This window comes from Arthrobacter sp. PvP023, assembly GCF_017832975.1.
In the GTDB taxonomy this organism is placed as follows: domain Bacteria; phylum Actinomycetota; class Actinomycetes; order Actinomycetales; family Micrococcaceae; genus Arthrobacter.
Genome location: NZ_JAFIBI010000001.1, coordinates 3,969,190 through 3,988,100, shown reverse-complemented (window position 1 = coordinate 3,988,100; position 18,911 = coordinate 3,969,190). Strand labels below are relative to the sequence as shown.

18 protein-coding genes are annotated in these 18,911 nt (G+C 67.6%); 7 read left to right on the top strand and 11 right to left on the bottom strand.

All coding sequences use genetic code 11. The annotated features are described in order from the left end of the window. Positions 1-62: 62 nt before the first annotated feature. Positions 63-563, top strand: a complete 501-nt coding sequence (locus JOE31_RS18025; protein WP_209746944.1) for a DUF664 domain-containing protein — start codon at positions 63-65, stop codon at positions 561-563. Positions 564-583: 20 nt separating this feature from the next. Here the strand turns inward: JOE31_RS18025 and JOE31_RS18020 are convergent, their stop codons facing one another. Genes JOE31_RS18020 through JOE31_RS18000 form a run of 5 tightly spaced genes read right to left on the bottom strand, consistent with a single transcriptional unit; the run spans position 584 to position 5,381 of the window. Continuing rightward, positions 584-976, bottom strand: a complete 393-nt coding sequence (locus JOE31_RS18020; protein WP_280872982.1) for an SRPBCC domain-containing protein — start codon at positions 974-976, stop codon at positions 584-586. Beyond that, positions 918-2,567, bottom strand: coding sequence for a CdaR family transcriptional regulator (locus JOE31_RS18015; protein ID WP_209746942.1), 1,650 nt, complete (start codon positions 2,565-2,567; stop codon positions 918-920). Before JOE31_RS18015 ends, JOE31_RS18020 begins: the two co-directional genes overlap by 59 nt. A gap of 35 nt (positions 2,568-2,602) precedes the next feature. Continuing rightward, on the bottom strand, positions 2,603-3,034 hold the full coding sequence (locus JOE31_RS18010; RefSeq protein WP_209746940.1) for a DUF2177 family protein: 432 nt from the start codon (positions 3,032-3,034) through the stop codon (positions 2,603-2,605). Then, on the bottom strand, positions 3,031-4,899 hold the full coding sequence (locus JOE31_RS18005) for a long-chain fatty acid--CoA ligase (RefSeq protein WP_209746938.1): 1,869 nt from the start codon (positions 4,897-4,899) through the stop codon (positions 3,031-3,033). The genes JOE31_RS18010 and JOE31_RS18005 overlap by 4 nt, the downstream gene beginning before the upstream one ends. Beyond that, entirely contained in the window at positions 4,896-5,381 is a 486-nt protein-coding gene (locus tag JOE31_RS18000; protein ID WP_209746936.1) for a MarR family winged helix-turn-helix transcriptional regulator, read from the bottom strand. Before JOE31_RS18000 ends, JOE31_RS18005 begins: the two co-directional genes overlap by 4 nt. A gap of 119 nt (positions 5,382-5,500) precedes the next feature. On the opposite strand from JOE31_RS18000, the gene JOE31_RS17995 reads away from it, so the two are divergent. The 5 genes from JOE31_RS17995 to JOE31_RS17975 all read left to right on the top strand — a co-directional run bounded on the left by JOE31_RS17995 (position 5,501) and on the right by JOE31_RS17975 (position 10,624). Further along, complete coding sequence (locus JOE31_RS17995) at positions 5,501-6,367, top strand: DUF1295 domain-containing protein (protein WP_209746934.1); 867 nt, start codon at positions 5,501-5,503, stop codon at positions 6,365-6,367. Positions 6,368-6,506: 139 nt separating this feature from the next. Then, positions 6,507-7,778 (top strand): alpha-hydroxy acid oxidase, encoded by a 1,272-nt coding sequence (locus tag JOE31_RS17990; RefSeq protein WP_209746933.1) that lies wholly within the window; start codon positions 6,507-6,509, stop codon positions 7,776-7,778. A gap of 81 nt (positions 7,779-7,859) precedes the next feature. Beyond that, positions 7,860-8,762, top strand: coding sequence for an ABC transporter substrate-binding protein (locus tag JOE31_RS17985; protein WP_209746931.1), 903 nt, complete (start codon positions 7,860-7,862; stop codon positions 8,760-8,762). Between the two features lie 6 nt (positions 8,763-8,768). Further along, entirely contained in the window at positions 8,769-9,860 is a 1,092-nt protein-coding gene (locus JOE31_RS17980; protein ID WP_209746930.1) for an amino acid ABC transporter permease, read from the top strand. Continuing rightward, on the top strand, positions 9,857-10,624 hold the full coding sequence (locus tag JOE31_RS17975) for an amino acid ABC transporter ATP-binding protein (protein WP_280872979.1): 768 nt from the start codon (positions 9,857-9,859) through the stop codon (positions 10,622-10,624). The genes JOE31_RS17980 and JOE31_RS17975 overlap by 4 nt, the downstream gene beginning before the upstream one ends. A 23-nt stretch (positions 10,625-10,647) precedes the next feature. Here the strand turns inward: JOE31_RS17975 and JOE31_RS17970 are convergent, their stop codons facing one another. From JOE31_RS17970 to JOE31_RS21635, 5 genes are all read right to left on the bottom strand, one after another. Further along, positions 10,648-11,949 (bottom strand): hemolysin family protein, encoded by a 1,302-nt coding sequence (locus JOE31_RS17970; protein WP_209746928.1) that lies wholly within the window; start codon positions 11,947-11,949, stop codon positions 10,648-10,650. A 33-nt stretch (positions 11,950-11,982) separates the two neighbouring features. Next, the gene (locus JOE31_RS17965) at positions 11,983-13,671 is read right to left on the bottom strand and encodes an ATP-dependent DNA helicase RecQ (protein WP_209746926.1); all 1,689 of its coding nucleotides are present in this window, start codon (positions 13,669-13,671) and stop codon (positions 11,983-11,985) included. Between the two features lie 281 nt (positions 13,672-13,952). After that, on the bottom strand, positions 13,953-15,533 hold the full coding sequence (locus JOE31_RS17960; protein ID WP_209746924.1) for an LGFP repeat-containing protein: 1,581 nt from the start codon (positions 15,531-15,533) through the stop codon (positions 13,953-13,955). Positions 15,534-15,840: 307 nt separating this feature from the next. Beyond that, positions 15,841-16,131, bottom strand: coding sequence for a hypothetical protein (locus JOE31_RS21640; protein ID WP_245199248.1), 291 nt, complete (start codon positions 16,129-16,131; stop codon positions 15,841-15,843). 165 nt (positions 16,132-16,296) lie between these two features. Further along, positions 16,297-16,599 (bottom strand): hypothetical protein, encoded by a 303-nt coding sequence (locus JOE31_RS21635; protein WP_245199247.1) that lies wholly within the window; start codon positions 16,597-16,599, stop codon positions 16,297-16,299. A gap of 15 nt (positions 16,600-16,614) precedes the next feature. On the opposite strand from JOE31_RS21635, the gene JOE31_RS17950 reads away from it, so the two are divergent. Continuing rightward, positions 16,615-17,145 (top strand): GNAT family N-acetyltransferase, encoded by a 531-nt coding sequence (locus JOE31_RS17950; protein WP_209746922.1) that lies wholly within the window; start codon positions 16,615-16,617, stop codon positions 17,143-17,145. Positions 17,146-17,186: 41 nt separating this feature from the next. Here the strand turns inward: JOE31_RS17950 and JOE31_RS17945 are convergent, their stop codons facing one another. Then, positions 17,187-18,863: an FAD-binding dehydrogenase gene (locus JOE31_RS17945; RefSeq protein ID WP_209746920.1), complete on the bottom strand. Its 1,677-nt coding sequence runs from the start codon at positions 18,861-18,863 to the stop codon at positions 17,187-17,189. Between the last annotated feature and the right edge of the window lie 48 nt (positions 18,864-18,911).

Below are 18,911 nucleotides of genomic sequence, written 5' to 3'. Positions count from 1 at the left end.
CTATGCCGTGGCGACGCATCCGTGCAAGCATGGGCCTCACCGACACACAGCGAGGGGACCTGATGAAATCCAACGAACTGCTGCTGGACGCCTTCGGCCGGATCCGGGAGACCGTGGAAGCAACCCTGGACGGCGTGGGGGACCAGGCCCTGACCCGCCGCCCCGCCGGCACCGGTAACTCGATTGCGTGGCTGATCTGGCACCTTGGCCGCGTGGAGGACGCGCAGGTGGCCTCCGCAGCGGGCCTGGACCAGGTGTGGACTTCGCAGGGGTTTGTGGGCCGCTTCAACCTGCCGCTGCGCGAGCGTGACACCGGCTACGGCCATTCGAGCGCCCAGGTCGATTCCGTGAAGGCCCCGGCACCGCTGCTGCTCGAATACTACGACGCCGTCCACAGGCAGACCGCGGACTTCCTGCATACCCTCGGCGACGACGATTTCGACCGCGTCGTGGACACCCGCTGGGATCCGCCGGTCACCCTCGGGGTGCGGCTGGTCAGCACGATTGCCGACTGCCTCCAGCATGTGGGGCAGGCCGCCTACGCGAAGGGCCTGAAACACTGACGGGCTGAGCGGACGCCGCCTCAGCCACGACTCTCCAGGACCGCCTGCAGCTTCTCGAACGATTCCGTCCAGCCGCCGCGGTGCAGTTCCAGCCGTTCCTCCGTGAGGAACGGTCCCTGTGAGAGCGCCAGGCGCGTGCCGTCGTCGGCCGTTTGCAGTGAAAGGTCGACGACGGTGTCCCGGTCATCCGGCGTCGGTTCCTCCCAGCGGAAGGTGTACACGAGGCGAAAGGGCGGATCGATCTCCAGGAACTCGCCGGAGAGATGGAACGGCTCACCTTCCGGCGGCGCCATGTGGAACCGGTAGCGGCCGCCCTCAGCGAGGTTCAGTTCGGCTGACGGGATGGTGAAGCCGCTACTGGTTGTGCCTCGCCCACAACTGCAGCCACACGAGCAGGCGCGTCTCGGGATCATCCAGGTCGATGCCGAAGAGGGCGTTCACCCGGGACAGGCGGTAGCGGACGGTGTTGACGTGCACGTCCAGCGCCTTGGCGGCCTCGATCGCGTTGCCGCCGCAGCTCAGGTAGGCATAGATGGTCTCTTCGAACGATTTCTTATGGCGTTCGTCGTACCCGGCGATCCGGAGCGCGTGGGTCCCGGGCAGCTGGCCGGACGCCGTCAAGGACGAGGCGATCTGGCGCAGCTGCAGGCGGGAGCCGAGGGAGTCGTCGTCGGCCACCACGTCGTCGGAGTCGGCGGATATCCGTCCCTCGACGACGTTGCGGACCAGCTCGGACAGGACCAGTTCCGCGTTGACCCGGGACTCCGCGAGCCGGTCGATCGTGGCCGCGGCACCCAGTGCGGCCAGGACGGGGCGTGAGAGAAGCCGCCGAGCGTTCTGGACAATCTTCAGGAGCGCGCCGCGTTGGAACTGCAGGGACGATTCGGTGCTCTGCGGCAGGACGATGTACACGATGCCGTCCGAGAGCCCGCAGACCGCGGAGGGCAGCCGGATGGCGCAGGCGGTCCGGATGGTGTCGAACAGCCGGAGGCGGGACTGCAGCGTTTCGGCCGCGATAGCGTCCGCCGGCCAGACGCTGAGCGCGGCCACGCGGATGGACGCCGCCGATATCCCCAGCCGGATGGCGGCCAGCTCGGCGCGCTCGGGTTCGAACAAAAGCGGCTTGACCAGGTCCATCTGGCGCGTGAGGTTCGAGACGTAGGTGGTGCGCTTATGCAGGATATGAAGCGCGGCAACATTGGCGGCTTCACGCAGGATCCGGTTTGCGTCCTCGTTGTGGTGGTCGGCGCGTTCCAGCAGCCAGAGCGAACCCAGCACGGCGCCGCCGGCCCGGATGGCGATGGCCGTGCGCCGGAGGCCGGGGTCCTCCGTCGCCACATCCAGTGCGTCGCTGGCAGCATGGACGCGCCGGTAGTCCTTGTCGGTTTGCTCGGAATGCGGCACATGCAGGCGCAGGATCGAGCTCCGCCGCGTCTCGTCGATGGGCTGGTCCGGCAGGGTGGAATAGGCCAGGATCGTCTGGTCCGGATCGGCGATCGCAATGGCACCGCCGGCCTGGGCTGCAACGGTGTTGGCGAGGTCGAACAGGTCCCCGGGGCGGATGTCCACCAGGGTGCGGCCGGACTGCCGATGGGGGATGACGGCGGCGTCCATGATCTCTGCCAGCTGGTTCCACGGCACGGAGTCGGAAGCCCGGAAGAGCGCCACCCCCGTTTCCCTGGCGGCTGCCCGGAGTGCCGTGTCCGGCTTCCCGTTGGTCTTGTAGACGATGGCCACGTAGCCGGCGTCCTTGAGCTCCTGGACCTTGGCCCGCAGGCGCTTTCCGGACAGCGAAAGGCCGATGGCCAGGGCAACAGCGCCTGGGAACGTGGCGGGAGCGGCGGTCGAGTCGTACAGCACCGAGCCCGCGACAGCCTGTTGGTCATCGGCCGGCATCTCCACGACGCTGACGATTTCCGATCCGGCCGAGCGCGCCACGTCCGCGAGGGTGGGCTGGGATTGGCTCTGCGCTCCGGGAAACACCCCCGCGCCGTCAGCAGGCATGACGGAGCTACTGACCGGACGGGCGGCGTCGAGGACTACGACGCACTCTGCTGGACACGGGCCGGCCGGAGCACGGTAACGGTCAGCCAGGTGACGGCGCTGCACACCCCGGCACCCCAGGCGATGTCAGTCACGGCCACCAGGACGGGGAAGTCCTTCAGCACGGCCAGTGCGGTCAGGGCCCAGGTTGCGTAGGTGAAGAAGCCGAACAGGGCGGCGCCCGTCACCCGTTGCCGCATGGTGGCGCCGGCATCGTTGGGCCGGATGCCGTAGTGCACGATGCCCACGACAAAGATCAGGTAGAAGACGACGGCGCCGGCGAGGTTGACGCTGGGCGCCAGCAGGTCCCCGATCTGGCTTTCGTACTGCCTGTTCGCCACGGTGAGGATCCAGGCAACGTCGATGACGGCGAACACGACGGCGGCCGCCGCATAGGCCAGCAGCCACTTCTTGACTCGGACGTTCATGCTTGGCTCCTTGGCTGGGCGTAGAGGGTCTCGACGATGTGCCGGGTGCGTTCGGTGAAGGCTGCGCGCTTGAGCTTCATGGTGGGCGTCACTATACCGTTGGCCTCACTGAGGTCGGTGAGCAGCAGCACGAAGCGGCGCACCTGCTCGGACTGCGCGATCTTCGCGTTGGCGGCACTCACCGCGTTGCCGATCATAGCGAGAAGCCGCGCGTCGTCGATCCGCACCGCGCCGCCGTCGTCCGGGATCCGCAAGCCGGCCAGCTCCGTGATGCCCTCGCGCGCCGCCCAGGCCGCCACGGAATCCGGATCCAGCAGCACGAGTCCGCCGAGGTATGGTTTGCCCTCTCCCACCATCACGGCGTGGGCCACAAGGGGGTCGCCCTCCACGTAGCCTTCCCAGATGGCGGGGGAGATGGTCTTGCCGCCCGCGGTGACAATGACGTCCTTGAGCCGGCCGGTGAGCATGAGCCGTCCCGTGCCGTCGATCGTGCCGAGGTCGCCGGTGCGGAAGAACCCATCGGCGAAGGCGTCCGTGTTGTCGGAGGGTCTGCGGTAGCCGGCAAACACGCCGACGCCGCGGGCCAGCACCTCGCCCTGGTCCGAAATGCGCACGGTGGTTCCCGGCATGGGAACGCCCACGGAGCCTGACGTGATCGCACCGGGCATGTTCCCGGTCAGCGGAGCGGTGGTCTCGGTGAGGCCATAGCCCTCGATCACCGGCAGGCCGAGGCCGCGGAAGAAGAGGGACAGCTCGGCGTCGAGCGCGGCGGCACCGGACAGCAGGTAGCCGAGCCGTCCGCCCATCAGCTTCCGCAGCCGGGCGTAGAACAGGCGGTCGTAGAGGGCATGCCTCAGCCGCAGCCCCGGCGCGGCCTTGACGGCGGGGTCGGCGTCGCGGGCCTCGGCGAACCGGCCCCACTCCACCGCTGTGCGCTGCGCCGAAGCCCACACCCGGCCCAGGTGCTTCTTCGCCGCGGCGTCCGCGGCGGACGCCCGGATCTTCTGCAGCACGCGGGGGACCACCACCAGGAACGTGGGCCGGAGGACGCCCAGGGCGGGGACGACGTCGCGGGGATCGGACAGGTGCGCGATCCGCATTCCATTGGCCAGGCAAATCAGTTGCAGTCCGCGGGCCAGCACATGGGCCATCGGCAGGAAGATGATGGTGTTGCCGCCCTCGCGGACCACTTCCGTGTAGGCGGCCCCCACGTTCAGCACCTGCCCCACGAAGTTGCCGTGCGTGATGAGGGCACCCTTCGGCGCGGCGGTGGTGCCGGAGGTGTAGACGATGGTGGCCACCGAGTCGAGGTTCGCCAGCAGGCGCCGCTCCTCGACCGCGGCAGCGGAGATCCCGGCGCCGCGGACTACGAGCTCAGCGAGGTCCGCGCCCGGGCGGGCGTCCATCGTCCAGACACCCAGGCCCGGCAGCCCCGCCTGCTCGAATCCGTGCTCGAGCAGGGCCGCGTGCCCAGCGGTGCCGGCAATCGCGAGGCGCACGTCTGCGTCGCCGAGGATCGCGGTCACCTGGGGAGCTGCCGATGTCTCGTAGATGGGGACGACGACGGCGCCGGCGAACCACGCTGCCATGTCGACCAGCGCCCACTCGTACCGGGTGGGGGACATGATGGCCAGCGATTCGCCGGGCTGGAGTCCGACGGCGATGAGGCCCTTGGCCAGGGCACGCACCTCGTCCACGAACTGGCGGGTGGTCACCCGGCGCCATGGTTCCGTGATCGCCGCATTGGCGGCGCGTACCTCGAAGGCGACGTGGTCCGGGGAGGTCCGGAACCTCTGCATGAGCAGCCCGGTGGCGTTCCGGTGAATGGACGGCTCAACGAGCAGCGGGGTGGTGGATTCTCTCATTGGCTGTCCCTCTCAGAAAGTGTGCGGAGGTGGTCACGCATCAGGTGCCGGGCGACGTCGAGGAAATCCGCCACGGCGCTCTGCTGTGCGGCGGGCAGGGCCTTGAGGTGCTGGTCCGTGGCGGTCATCAGGGGCCGCATCAGGGCCATGATTCCCTTGGAGGATTCCGGGGTGGTGCTCACTTGGACCTGGCGGCGGTCGTCCGCGCCGCGGTGCCGGGCCACGTAGCCGCGGCTCTCCAGCCGGTTCACGATGGCAGTGGTGGTGGCCGGAGTTGCGCCGAGGTCCTCGGCGAGCTTGCCCACCGTGACCGGTCCGGACCGTTCGAGCGCCGACAGGGCGCGGAAGTCGGTCAGGTTGATCCCCATCCCGCGGGCGAGCTCGCGCTCGGTTTCGTTGGCGAGGGTGAACAGGCCCTGGAGTGCCACGGCGGCAGGGTGGTAAGGCGTTGCACTGGGGCCCGCACCTGCTTGCATTTGCATGTATCCACACTACCCAATAAAGTTGGATGTTCAAACAGGATTGAATAGTAGGCTGGCTAGTGGATTGACTCCCGGGTGCTCGTGTCGGATTTCGTGCCGGCGTCTGAAAGGAAGCTTTGATGAAGGAATCGGACCGTAAGGCGCTCATCAGTCTCCCGGTGGTTGTGGTCATCGGGGCGTTGGTTGCCGTGGCCGGCAGCCAGGCCGGCGCGGCACTGGGCGGTTTCCCCCTGTTTGCCGTGGGAGTCGGGGCTGCGTTCCTCATCCAGTGGCTGGCGTTCATCCCCGCCTTCAAGGCGCAGACCGAGAAGTTCTACGACCTCACCGGCGCCCTGACGTACATCTCCATCACCCTCCTCCTGGTCCTGCTCACCCCGGGTGTGGATGCCCGGGGGCTTCTGCTCGCGGCAATGGTGGTGGCGTGGGCCGCGCGGCTGGGAAGCTTCCTGTTCCGCCGGGTCAGCAGGCACGGCAAGGACGACCGCTTCGACGAGATCAAGCCCTCGTTCCTCCGGTTCCTGAACACCTGGACCATTCAGGGGCTCTGGGTGGTCCTCACGGCAGCGGCTGCCTGGATTGCAATTACGAGCGCCACCCGCGTGGCACTTGACGGGTGGGCCCTCGCCGGCTTTGTGGTGTGGGCGGCCGGCTTCGGCATCGAGATCGTGGCCGACAACCAGAAGGGCCGGTTCAAGGCGGACCCCGCCAATGAGGGCAAGTTCATCTCCACCGGGTTGTGGTCCAAGTCCCGCCACCCCAACTACTTCGGCGAGATCGTGCTCTGGATCGGTGTGCTCCTCATCGCCATACCGGTGCTGGAAGGCTGGCAGTGGGTGGCCCTGCTCTCGCCGGTGTTCGTGGCGCTGCTGCTCATCAAAGCCAGCGGCATACCGCTCCTGGAGAAGAAGGCCGATTCGAAATGGGGCGGCCAGGCCGATTATGAGGCCTACAAGAAGAACACCCCGGTCCTGATCCCCAAGCTCTAGTCCGCCGGCGGCGCCGCTCACCCGATTTGGCAGCCGCTGCCAAGAAACAGCCCGGCAATTTGTCGCTTCCTCCATAGTGGCCGTGAGTCCCGCTTCGTACGCTGAACCACAACGTATGCATGCAGTGGGAAGGCCGTCATTGAAAATCAGCGAAGCCAGGCAGCTCGTCCAGGTCAAAGCCCCTGTGATATCCCGACGACGCCGAGTGCTGGCCAACGCTTTTAATGTGGAGGAATACCGGAAGGCGGCACGCAGAGTCCTGCCGGCCGGGATTTTCGATTATCTCGACGGCGGCTCCGAAGACGAGGTGACGCTCCGCCGAAACCGCGCGGTCTTCGATTCCTGGGCGCTCATGCCCAGCTGGGGCCCGGTCTCGGGGCCCGATACCAGCACCACGCTGCTGGGGAAGAGCAGTGCCCTGCCGCTGACGCTGACGCCCACCGGGGCAACGCGGCTGTTCCATCCCGAGGGGGAGCTGGCGGTCGCGGCTGCGGCCGACCGGGCCGGGATCCCGTACGGGCTGGCCGGACTGAGCACCGTGTCCATGGAAGCCATAGCGGGAAGCCACCCGTCCCTGGACCGCTGGTTCAACTTCGGCCTCACTTCCGACGCCCAAGCCCTGAAGGACAAACTGGCGCGCTGCGAAGCCGCCGGCTTCACCACCCTGATTGTCGGCGTCGACACCCGCGCCCTGGGTGCCAGGGAACGGGACCTCCAAAACGGCTTCACCGCGCCGCCGGCGCTGACGCTCTCCACCATCGCGGACATCGCCCGCCGGCCGTCGTGGTGGATCAACTTCCTGGCGGCGGACGGCATCAGCTTCCCCAACCTGGATCCGCGCAGTGCCGCGGCCACCTCGGTGGTCACCCCGTCCATGTGGCAGCACATCCTGGGCCACTCGGACGCCACCAGCGGCTGGAAGGAACTGGACGCCCTGCGGCAGGCGTGGCACGGCAAGATCGTGCTCAAGGGCTGCGTCAACCCGGCCGACGTCGACAAGGCCGCACGGATCGGGCTGGATGCCGTCCAGCTCAGCAACCACGGCGGCCGCCAGCTGGACCACATGCTGAGCCCCATGGATGTGCTGCAGGAGTCCCGCCAGCGGGTGGGCAATTCGATCGAGATCTATGTGGACTCGGGCATCCGCCGGGGGAGCGACATCCTCAAGGCGCTGGCGCTGGGCGCCGACGCCTGCTCGATCGGGAGGGCCTACCTGTACGGGTTGGTGGCTGCGGGCTCGCCGGGCGTCGGGCGGATCATCGAGATCTTCTCGGATGAACTCCGGCGTACCATGACGTTAGTAGGCGTTTCCAGCATTTCCGAGGTGAAGGCTCGGGGCGGGGAAATTCTCCGGGACATCCGTCATTCCGGGGAAATCCTTGAAACAACAGCGTCAGGCACCACGCACTAACGAGTTCCCACCAAGTACACAGTGCACTTCTCCCGCGGCGTTGCGGGAGCTACGAAAAATCCCTGAACAGCTAAGGAAGCCATGCGCACCCGATACCTCATCCCCGTCCTCACCATCGCCACGGCGCTCTCGCTTTCCGGCTGCGTCGACAACAGCGCGCCACCGGCCACCGGCGGCGCATCCGGCACCGCTGACGCCATCGACGTGAAGAAGAACGATTCCGTTGCCGCGATGCTTCCGGAGAAGATCAAGAAGGCCGGCGTGCTGAACGTGGGCATGGCCAACAACTACCCGCCCAACGAGTTCAAGGATGACAACGGTGCCCCGGCAGGCTGGTCCGTGGACCTCACCAACGCCCTGGGCAAGGTGATGGGCCTGAAGGTCAACTTCGACATCGGCACGTTCGACAACATCCTTCCGGCCGTGCGCGCGGGCAAGGACGACATGGGCATGTCCTCCTTCACGGACACGCTGGAACGCGAAAAGCAGGTGGACTTCGTGAATTACTACTCCGCCGGCATCCAGTGGGCCGCGCCCCAGGGCAAGACCGTGGACCCCAACAACGCCTGTGGACTCAAGGTGGCCGTGCAGGCAACCACGTATGAGGACACACACGAAGTGCCCGCCAAGTCGAAGGCCTGCACCGACGCCGGCAAGCCCGCCATCACCATCTTCAAGTACGACGCGCAGGACCAGGCCACCAACGCCCTGGTGGTGGGACAGGTGGACGCGATGAGCGCCGATTCGCCCGTGACTCTCTACGCGATCTCCAAGACCAAGGACAAGCTGCAGACCGCCGGCGACGCCTTCGAAGTGGCGCCGTACGGGATCCCCGTGGCCAAGGGCAGCGAATTCACGCCGGCCCTCCAGAAGGCGCTCCAGGCGCTGATCGATGACGGCACCTACACCAAGATCCTGTCCAAGTGGGGAGTGGAAGCCGGTGGCATCAAGACGGCGGACCTCAACGTGGCAGCCAAGGGGTGATACGGCATGAGCGAGCCGGAACCCGGCCGGATGATTGAGGCGGACCCCGGGAGGAACGGGGACACCGGCAGGCAGCCGGAACCGGGCAGGAAGGATCCCGCCAGGAAGCAGCGGGCCGGCAGGGCATGGAACGACGACGACGGCGCACCGCCGGAAGCGATCGTCGCCATCCCGCTGCGCCACCCGTGGCGGAACGTGGTGGCAGTGCTCCTTATCATCGGCCTGGCGGTCTTTGTGCTGGACGCCGCCCAGCGTCCGGACTACGGCTGGGCGGACGTGGGCAAGTACATCTTCGACCGCCGAATCAGCCAGGCCGCGTGGGTCACGCTGTGGCTGACCATCTACGCGATGATCGGCGCGATCGTGATCGGCCTGCTGCTGGCCATCATGCGGCTTTCGCCCAACCCCGTGCTGAAGAGCATCGCCTGGCTGTATATCTGGATTTTCCGGGGCACCCCGGTTTACGTGCAGCTGGTGTTCTGGGGCATCGTGGCGCTCATCTATCCGGTGTTCACGCTGGGCATCCCGTTCATGGACCCGTGGGTCACCATCCCGAACGAGGTGTTCACCAACCTCTTCATCACCGCGGTGATCGGCCTGGCCCTCAACGAGGCCGCCTATATGTCAGAGATTGTCCGGGCCGGCCTGCTCTCGGTGGACGAGGGGCAGGCGGAGGCGTCGACGGCGCTGGCCATGTCCTGGGGCCAGACCATGCGGTACGTGGTGGTCCCGCAGGCGATGAAGATCATCATTCCGCCTACCGGCAACGAGGTCATCTCGATGCTCAAGACCACCTCGCTGGTGGCGGCGATCCCGTTGAGCGTTGACCTGTACGGGGTGTCCCGCGGTATTTCCGCGGTGACGTTCACGCCGGTGCCGCTGCTGATTGTGGCGTCCCTCTGGTACCTGCTCTTCACCTCGGTGCTGATGGTGGGCCAGCACTTCATTGAAAAGCGGTTCTCGCGCGGAACCGGACGCGCCAAGACCGGCAAGGGAAGTACGACGGCGGGAGCGGCACCTGCCGCGGTTCCGGGCGCCCCGGGCGCCCCGGGGGTCCCCGGCGGACCGCTGGGCAATGACTTTGGAGGCAAAGGATGACGGACGCGCCGATGGTGCTCGCGGAGCGGGTCTCCAAGAATTTCGGCACCAATAAGGTGCTGCGCGGGATCAGCCTGGAGGTGGACCCGGGTGAGGTGCTCTGCATCGTGGGGCCCAGCGGCTCGGGCAAGTCGACGTTCCTGCGCTGCATCAACCACCTGGAGCGGGTGGACGGCGGCCGGCTGTCGGTGGACGGCCAGCTGGTGGGCTACCGCCAGAAGGGGGACAAGCTTTACGAACTGAAGCTCAAGGAGGCAGCGTTCCAGCGCCAGGAAATCGGCATGGTGTTCCAGCGGTTCAACCTGTTTCCGCACCTGACCGCGGTGGAGAACATCACCCTGGCCCCGATGCGGGTGAAAGGGATCTCCAAGGCCAAGGCCACCGCCCGGGCCATGGAACTGCTGGAGCGCGTGGGCCTGGGGGACAAGGGCGATGCCTTTCCGGCGCACCTGTCCGGCGGGCAGCAGCAGCGCGTGGCCATCGCCCGCGCCCTGGCCATGGACCCGAAGCTCATGCTCTTCGATGAGCCCACCAGTGCGCTGGACCCGGAACTGGTGGGCGAGGTGCTGGACGTTATGAAGGAACTGGCCAAGAGCGGCATGACCATGATCGTGGTGACGCACGAGATGGGCTTTGCCCGCGAGGTGGCGGACACCCTGGTGTTCATGGATGAAGGAGTGGTGGTGGAGGCGGGGCCGCCGCGGCAGGTCCTCAACGATCCGCAGCACGAACGGACCAAGGCGTTCCTGTCCAAGGTCCTCTGACGCCTGCTCTCTAGGCCGACAGCTCAGGGTTCCTTCGGCTGCCCGGTCACGGGCGTCACCCGAATTCGGGCGATGCGGAGCCGGTCCATCGCCAGCACCGTCAGCATGTGGCCCGGCACCTCTACCCGGTCCCCGACCACCGGCAGGCGTCCCAGCCGGGAGATGACGAACCCGGCCACGGTCTCGTAGCGGCCCTCCGGGAGGGTGATGCCGGTGGCGGCCGCGAATTCCTGCAGGATCAGGCCGCCGTCCACGTCGACGGATCCGTTGGCCACGGTGACGCGGTCCTCGTGGTCGGCGCCGGTGTCGTATTCGTCGTAGATTTCGCCCACCAACTCCTCGACCAGGTCTTCCAGCGTGACGATGCCGTCAGTGCCGCCGTATTCGTCCACCACCAGTGCGATGTGGTGGCCCAGCCGGCGCATCCGGGACAGTGTGGGCAGTACCCGGTTGGTTCCCGGCAGGGGGAGGAGCTCGCGGACAATGTCTTTCACCATTTGCTGATCCTGCTTGTCATCCCGGGGCATCAGGTCGCGGATGTGGACGAAGCCCAGGACGTCGTCCGGGGTCCTGCCGATCACAGGGAACCGCGAGTACGGGCCGTCCCGGACCATGCTGCGTGCGTCGGCGATCGTCATGGTGCCGTCGATGAAGGTCACTTCGGTGCGGGGGCGCATGACCTCCTGCAGCGTGCGGTCCCCGGCACCGAACACGTCGGTCAGGATGTGCCGGCTGCTCTCCTCCAGCAGGTCGCTCTCCGCCACCAAGTCCCAGAGTTCCTCGGAGCTGATGCCCTCCCGTTTGGCGTGCGGGTCGCCGCCGAAGAGCTTGACCACCGCGTCGGTGGATACGGACAGCAGCCAGATGACGGGCCGCATGATTTCGGACAGGACCACCAGCGGCGGGGCCAGGACCCTGGTGAAGCCGACGGCGCTCTGCATGGCCAGCCTCTTGGGCACCAGCTCACCCAGCACCAGCGAGAGATACGCCACCAGCAGCGTCATGCCGATAAAGGCCACCGGCTCGGCCGCGGCGCCGAACCCCACGCGTTCCAGGCCGGGTTCGATGTCGGGTGAAATCGTGGACGCGCCGTAGGCGGCCGAGAAGAAGCCGGAGAGGGTCACGCCGATCTGGACGGTGGAGAGGAAACGGTTGGGGTTGCGGGCCAGCGCGGCAGCCTTGGCCCCGCGTTTGCCGGCCTTCTCGATCCGGCGCACCTGGCTTTCCCGGAGGGAGATGAGCGCCATTTCGGTGCCGGCAAAGACGCCGCCCAGCAGCACAAAGAAGAGAACCAAGGCGAAGTTGACCAACGTGCCGCTGTCCATAGCCTGACACTACCGAATGCGGTCAACAACCGGTCATGTCGCGAGCGTCAGCAGTTTCCCGTCGGTCACAGCCTGGCGGGACAGCGTTTTGTAGCCCGCCTGCTCGAACAGCACCGTGATCGTGTCCTCCTCATGCCGCATCACCAGGCCCGGCCCCCATTCCTTGTGCCGGACTGCGGCCTGGAGCGGGAAAGGGTCACCGCCCGCGGCGGCCGCGGCGGCGTCGTCGTAATCCTCCTCGTAGGCGGAACCGTCGGTGCAGGTATCGCAGTTGCCGCAGGGCTCGGGGAGGTCCTCGCCGAAGTAGCCCAGCAGGAACTGGCGGCGGCAGGCGTCGGTCTCGGCGTAGCCGCGCATCATTTCGATGCGGGAGCGGTCTACGCGCTGGCGTGCTTCGGCGTGTTCGACGGCGCGTTCCACCACTGCGGGCAGCCTGGCGCCCGCGTCCAGCCGGATGCCGCGCTTGCCGGTGCGGACGGCGCGGGTTTCCTGGAGCTGGTTCAGCAGTCCGGTGAGCTTCCGCGGGGAGAAGCCGGTCTGCTCGGCGAGGGCCTTCTGCTTTACCGGCCCGCCGGCGTCGCGCAGTGCCTGGAGGACGGCCAGAAGGGATTCCTTGTCCGGGGTGTGGGTGCCGAAGAACTTGCGGAGGCCCAGGTCCTCGGAGCGGTAGTGCAGGACGGCGGAGGCGGGTTGGCCGTCGCGCCCGGAGCGGCCGATCTCCTGGTAGTAGCTGTCCAGCGAGTCGGGGATGTCGGCGTGGATGACGAAGCGGACGTTGGGTTTGTCGATGCCCATGCCGAAGGCGGTGGTGGCCACCACCACGTCGAGCTCGTCGTCGAGGAACTGCTGGTGGACGCGGTCCCTCTCGCCCTGCTTCCGGCCGGCGTGGTAGGCCTCGGCGCGCAGGCCCAGGGCTGTGAGCGCGTCGGCGTAAGCCTCGGTGTCCTTGCGGGTGGCGGCGTACAGCAGGCCGGGGCCTTTGAGCTCGGCTACCTGCTTGGTGACGGCGCGGCGTTTGTCCTTGTCTGTGTGGTGGCGGATCACTTCGAGCCGGATGTTGGGCCGGTCGAAGCCGTGTACCAGGACCAGCGGGTCCGCCATGTGCAGGCGCTGCTGGATTTCCTCGCGCACCGGGGGAGATGCCGTGGCGGTGAGGCCGACGACGGGCGGGTTGCCCAGCTGCGCGCGGACCTCGCCGAGGCGGAGGTAGTCGGGGCGGAAGTCGTGGCCCCAGGAGGAGACGCAGTGGGCCTCGTCCACCACGAACAGCGGGACATCCAGCGCCGTGAGCCGCTCGACGGTTTCGGTCTTGGCGAGCTGTTCGGGGGCGAGGAACACGAAGACGGCGTCGCCGTTTTCGGCAGCCTCCCAGGCGGCGTTGTTATCGGCGTCGCTGTGGCCGGAGTTGATGGCGACGGCGGCGTTCCCGCCGAGGGTCTCGAGGAGGCCGTCCAGTTGGTCCTCCTGCAGGGCGATCAGCGGGGAAACCACGACGGCGGGTCCGCGGCTTGCGCTGTTTTGGTGCAGTTGCAGCGCGGCCACCTGGTAGATGGCCGACTTGCCGTAGCCGGTGGGCATCACGGCGAGGACGTCCCGGCCGGCGACGAGGGCGCGCATTCCGGCGAGCTGCCCGGCGCGGAGGCGGGGCAACCCGAAGGTGTCCGCCGCAAGCCGGCGGAGCTCTGTGCTGGTGGGTTCTGCGGGGGCAAGCGCCTCGGCCATGATGGCAGCTCCGTGGGGTGGTGCGATCCGATGGCCGGGCGTCTTCAGCCGAGGGATCCAGCATAACGCTTTGCGCTCATTGAGGAGGGCGGGCAGGTGCTGTCGATCCGGATGAGGCAGCCCCCGAGTTGGTGGCCACCCAGGACGAGGACCCGCTGCTGGCCATGGACACCCTGCCGTTCGACGGCAGTTACGAGGCTGCGCGGGCCTCTCACGCGTGACATGCGGGGACGACGCCGGGCGGATAAAGGCGCGGGGGTGCCGTTGTCATCGCCGGGCGGCTACTGCGCCGCTTGGCTGGTGGTCACCACCTTCGTCCACGGGCCGGCGGGCGGCGAGTCCACAAACCGCCAGGACACGTGGTCGTTGTCGCCGTCGAGGTCGGCAAAGCCGAGGCAACCGTTCAGGGCCGGTGATACATCCATTCCTGCCCCCTGGGAGGCGTCCCCGCTGAACTGCGTGTTAGCAGGGCGGGCGTTGTTGCTGCCGAAGACGTAGCCGGCGTCGTGGTAGAGCGAGCCGCTGGAAGGTCCGGCGTCCTCGATCTGCCCGTAGCAAACGTTCCCGTTCGGGCCCGTGAGCTGGACCCAGCGGTTCTTCATGTAACTGTAATTGCTGTTGGCGCAGTTGTTGGCGCCGGTGGCAGCGTTGTCCGCGGCGGCCCACGGGATGTCCGTGCAGCGGCGGGCGAAGGCGGTGGGGTCGTTCACGTCGTCGTACGGCAGGTCCAGGTAAAACGGGTTCTGCTTCGGCGTGGGCTGCTTGGTGGGGAAGTACCCGTTCGCCGCGGTCCGGCGTTCCGTGGTGCAGATGAAGGTGGCAGCCGTAGTCCCGGAGCCCACACCGTCGCAGCCGCCGTAGCTGCTGCCCGGGCACGCCGACGCAGTGGATGGCGTCAGGTAAGGCTTGACCCCGGTGTGGCGGTACGCCCACTGGGAATCGTAGGTGGAGCAGACCTGCGACCCATCCGAGACGCTGGCGTTGAAGATCTCGCCCACCCAGAACGTTGTGGCGACGATGTTCGTGTGGACCGGGTATTTGCCGCTACTGGCCAACGACGCCGACGACGGCTGGCCGATGCCACTGCCGGCGGACCACGTGAGGGACCCGCCCTGGAAGTCCTGCCGGATGCTGCCCGCACCGTTCGCGTACTCGTTGCTGACGGGGTAGCCGAGCTTCCCGTTTTCCCATCCTTGCGCGGCCCACGCGGTGCCGATGGCGCCGGTGGTGGGGTGGGCGCCGGTGGCCGGGGACCAATGGATCTGGCCGCGCTGGTAGGCCTGGTACGCGCCGCCGCCGGTGAGGCCGGTGGCTTCGTTGCTGACGGGGTAGCCGAGCTTCCCGTTTTCCCATCCTTGCGCGGCCCACGCGGTGCCGATGGCGCCGGTGGTGGGGTGGGCGCCGGTGGCCGGGGACCAATGGATTTGGCCGCGCTGGTAGGCCTGGTACGCACCGCCGCCTGCCAGTCCCTTGGCCTCGTTGGAGGCAGGGTAGGCCAATGGCCCGTTTTCCCAGCCCTGCGCTTCCCACGCGGTACCGATGGCCCCGGTGGAGATGTGGGCGCCTGTAGCCGGGGACCAGTGGATCTTGCCGTGCTGGTAGTTCTGGTAACAGCCGCCGTTGGCGAGGCCGCAGACGACGGCGGAGGTCGCCGGGCCGAGGCCGGAGCTGATGGCGGCCGACTGGATGTCCGCTGTGGCCGCTGGGGGAACGCTGGTTCCGGCAGGTGCCTGCAGCTTCGGGGCTTGGAGATGTGCGGCCTGTGCGCCCGTGGCCGGCAGCAGCACGAGTGCCGAAAATACCGCCATCACGGCACGCACGGCGAACTTGCTCCGGACAGACGTGGGGGTGCGGCTAATCATTGACGGTCATCTCGTGTCGCCTGGACTTCCCGGCCCGGCCTCGGTGCGGCGGCAACACTGGGAATCGTGTTGGGCCCGCCCCGAGGCAGTTCTCCCGCTGTGGCGTATGACACACCTTGGCGCTAATGATGGCCATGTTACCAAAGTGACTAGATGACAACTATGGTGCTTCTGCGCGGGATGTTTCGGTGGGGTGAATTTTCAGATCAGGTCATTCCGTGAGCTGGGGCCTAGGGAAGGGACCGCCGGGCACCGGGAGTACCGGGTCCTGGCCCAAGGTGCTGAGAGCTGGACCGTAGCTGGGACGCTACTTTGGGTCCGGGTTTCCCGGCCGCCGGTGTCTATGGTGGAGCTCGTAGCTGTCGAACACATCGGCGGACGTGGTTCCGACTTGGCCGAATTTTCCGCGGAGGACGTCCGCGAGTCCGTCCAGCGCCGCGTGCAGCATCCGCCCGGCGAACTGGAGTTCAGCGCTTTCGCTTTGCTGGGCCTGGGATGCCATCTCCTGGCCGTAGGCCACCGTGGCGGGCAGGGAGCCGCGCTGCTCAACTTCACGGAAGTAGTAGGTCTCATGGAAGGCGAGCAGGTCTATGCTCACCGACGCCACGTTTCCCGCCATTGACTCCAACAGCTCGGCAGCATGCCCGGGATCCAGCGCCAGGACACCCGCCGGCAGCCTCCCTGAACAGGGTCAGCTGGTGGGCAAGGGCGCGTCGGCGGTTCAGGGCCGGGAACGTCTGAAGGATCCAGGTGACCGTTGCAGTCAGCAACCCGAAGCCGGTGACCGCCTGGAGGGCAACAACCAGCCTGAGCACCGGATGCGCTGCCACGATGTCGCCGAACCCACGGTGGAAAGAGTGACCAGGGAGATGTAGAGGGCTTCGGCGAAGTCGGCCCGCAGGGGCACCCCGGCTCCGTAGATAAAGCCGTCCGTCAGATGGGGCAGGTAGAGCAGGGCCCAGCCGATGGCCGCCAGCCCTGCCCAGGCGCCAATGACGGCGGCCATCGCCCGGGGTGCTGCGATGAAGGAGCCCCGGCCCCGCAGTTTCCTGGGGAGCAGCCACACGATAGGGTCGTCTGCATGTTTGAACTCGTTGTCCCGGATGCCTCCTTCTACCCGTCGTTTGCCGAGTCCCACCGCGAGTGGGGCGGCACCCACCAGGACGGTGCCGGGCTAATGGCAGATGACGACATCACCAGCCCGGCGGGGTTCGCCGCCTGGGTCCGCAGGCTGGTGGATGCTGAACGGGCTGCCGGGACGGGCGGCATTGTCCCCTGCACCTACCGCTGGATCACGGAGGGCTCGAGGTATGTGGGGGCGATCGCCTTCCGCCACTACCTCACACCGGCCCTCCTGAGCTCGGGAGGGCATATCGGATACGGGGTCCGGCCTTCCGACCGCGGGCGAGGGGCGGCGTCGTGGGCCCTGCAGGAAGTGTGTGCCCGTCTGGCTGCGCAGGGTGAGCCTGACCGCGTGCTTCTGACCTGCGATGATGCAAATACAGCGTCAGCCAGGACTATCGAGCGCTGCGGCGGCCTGCTGGAGGATGTAAGGGTAGGTGCTAACGGGCAGCATTTTCGGCGCTATTGGATTGATGTGCCGCGCAATTAATCCAGACGGCCACGCGGCGAATTCCAGCTGAAGCATCCGCGCTAAACCATCCGCGCCAGGGAACGCCCCACGGTCCTGCCGGTGAAGAGGCAGCCGCCCAGGAACGTGCCTTCCAGTGCGTTGTAGCCGTGGGCCCCGCCGCCGCCGAACCCTGCTGCCTCACCCGCAGCGTAAAGGCCGGGGATGCGCTCGCCGTCGTGCGAAAACGCCTGGCCGGTAAGGTCCGTCTGGATGCCGCCCAGGGTCTTGCGGGTCACAACGTGGAGCCTGACGGCAATCAACGGGCCGGCCGCCGGGTCCAGGATCCGGTGCGGTTTGACCGTGCGGAACAGGCGGTCGCCCAGGAAGCGGCGGCTGTTGTGGATGCCCAGGATCTGCGTGTCCTTGGAGTAGGGGTTGCGGATCTCGGCGTCCCGTTCCTCGATCTGCCGGCGCAGCCCGGAGTAGTCCAGCAGCGGCTCCGAGGTTAGGCCGTTCATCCCGCAGACCAGGTCCGCCAGGTTGTCCGCCACCACAAAGTCAGCGCCGTGCTTCTTGAACGCTTCGATGGGTGCCGCGGCGCCGCGGCCCAAACGCGAGCGAAGCAAAAGCTTCAGGTCCCGGTTGGTGATGTCCGGGTTCTGCTCGGAGCCGGAGAGGGCGAACTCTTTTTCGATGATCCGCTGGTTCAGGATGAACCAGGAGTGGCTGTACTGCTGGGTGTCCGGGGTGGTCCGCAGCAGCCGCAGGGTTCCCAGGGTGTCGTAGCCGGGCAGCCCGGGGGAGGGGAGCCGCCGGCCCAGCGCGTCGAACCACAGTGACGACGGCCCCGGCAGGATCCGGATGGCATGGTCCGGCCAGACGGGGTTCCAGTTCTGGATGCCCTCGGTGTAGTGCCACATGCGGTCACGGTTCACCAGCCTGACGCCTGCTTGGTCGGCGATGTTCAGCACCCGCCCGTCCACGTGCCGGGGCACCCCGGTAATCATCTTCGCGGGTGGCGTCCCCAGCCGCTGGGGCCACCACCGGCGCACCTGCCGGTGGTCGCCGCCGATGCCGCCGCTCGCAATCACCACGGCCTGCGCACGCAGCTCAAACTCGCCAATAGCGTCCCGGTTCGAGGCAACGCCGCGTGGCGAGGCGTCCGGTGCCAGCACGGTGCCGCGCACCCCGGTGACCGTGCCGCCGTCGAACATTAACCCGTCCACCCGGTGCCGGAAGTGGAACGTGACGCTGCCCGCGGAAGCGGCCTCCCGTGCCCTGTCCGCAAAAGGTTCGGAGACCCCGGTGCCCGTTCCCCACGGGACGTGGAAGCGGGGGACCGAGTTGCCGTGGCCGCCGGCCCCGCCGTCCCCGCGTTCGGCCCAGCCCACCAGCGGGGTGAACGTGATGCCGTGTTCCTGCAGCCAGGAGCGTTTCTCGCCGGCGGCGAACTCGACGTACGCGCGGCCCCACTGCTGCGCCCACTCGTCCTCAGGAAGCGGGCCGTCCAGCCGGTCCCATTGGGCCGAGCCCTGCCAGTCCTGCCAGGCCAGCTCGAAGGAATCCTTCACGCCCAGGCGCCGCTGCATGGCAGTGTCCACCAGGAACAGCCCGCCGAGGGACCAGAAGGCCTGGCCGCCGAGGTTGGCTGCGTTCTCCCGGTCCAGGATCGCCACCCGTTTGCCGGCCCGGACCAGCTCGTTGCTGGCCACCAGCCCGGCCAGCCCGCCGCCGATGATGATGACGTCCGCGTCCATCAGCCGCCTCCGGACAGCCAGGCCCGCGGGCTGAAGCCGCGCAGCTTC

What these genes read in the sequence shown, in the direction of transcription:
- JOE31_RS18025 (WP_209746944.1), top strand. Translation starts at nt 63, where the DNA reads ATGAAATCCAACGAACTGCTGCTGGACGCCTTCGGCCGGATCCGGGAG.
- JOE31_RS18020 (WP_280872982.1), bottom strand. Translation starts at nt 976, where the DNA reads ATGATCCCGAGACGCGCCTGCTCGTGTGGCTGCAGTTGTGGGCGAGGC.
- JOE31_RS18015 (WP_209746942.1), bottom strand. Translation starts at nt 2,567, where the DNA reads ATGCCTGCTGACGGCGCGGGGGTGTTTCCCGGAGCGCAGAGCCAATCC.
- JOE31_RS18010 (WP_209746940.1), bottom strand. Translation starts at nt 3,034, where the DNA reads ATGAACGTCCGAGTCAAGAAGTGGCTGCTGGCCTATGCGGCGGCCGCC.
- JOE31_RS18005 (WP_209746938.1), bottom strand. Translation starts at nt 4,899, where the DNA reads ATGAGAGAATCCACCACCCCGCTGCTCGTTGAGCCGTCCATTCACCGG.
- JOE31_RS18000 (WP_209746936.1), bottom strand. Translation starts at nt 5,381, where the DNA reads ATGCAAATGCAAGCAGGTGCGGGCCCCAGTGCAACGCCTTACCACCCT.
- JOE31_RS17995 (WP_209746934.1), top strand. Translation starts at nt 5,501, where the DNA reads ATGAAGGAATCGGACCGTAAGGCGCTCATCAGTCTCCCGGTGGTTGTG.
- JOE31_RS17985 (WP_209746931.1), top strand. Translation starts at nt 7,860, where the DNA reads ATGCGCACCCGATACCTCATCCCCGTCCTCACCATCGCCACGGCGCTC.
- JOE31_RS17980 (WP_209746930.1), top strand. Translation starts at nt 8,769, where the DNA reads ATGAGCGAGCCGGAACCCGGCCGGATGATTGAGGCGGACCCCGGGAGG.
- JOE31_RS17975 (WP_280872979.1), top strand. Translation starts at nt 9,857, where the DNA reads ATGACGGACGCGCCGATGGTGCTCGCGGAGCGGGTCTCCAAGAATTTC.
- JOE31_RS17970 (WP_209746928.1), bottom strand. Translation starts at nt 11,949, where the DNA reads ATGGACAGCGGCACGTTGGTCAACTTCGCCTTGGTTCTCTTCTTTGTG.
- JOE31_RS17965 (WP_209746926.1), bottom strand. Translation starts at nt 13,671, where the DNA reads ATGGCCGAGGCGCTTGCCCCCGCAGAACCCACCAGCACAGAGCTCCGC.
- JOE31_RS17960 (WP_209746924.1), bottom strand. Translation starts at nt 15,533, where the DNA reads ATGATTAGCCGCACCCCCACGTCTGTCCGGAGCAAGTTCGCCGTGCGT.
- JOE31_RS17950 (WP_209746922.1), top strand. Translation starts at nt 16,615, where the DNA reads ATGTTTGAACTCGTTGTCCCGGATGCCTCCTTCTACCCGTCGTTTGCC.
- JOE31_RS17945 (WP_209746920.1), bottom strand. Translation starts at nt 18,863, where the DNA reads ATGGACGCGGACGTCATCATCATCGGCGGCGGGCTGGCCGGGCTGGTG.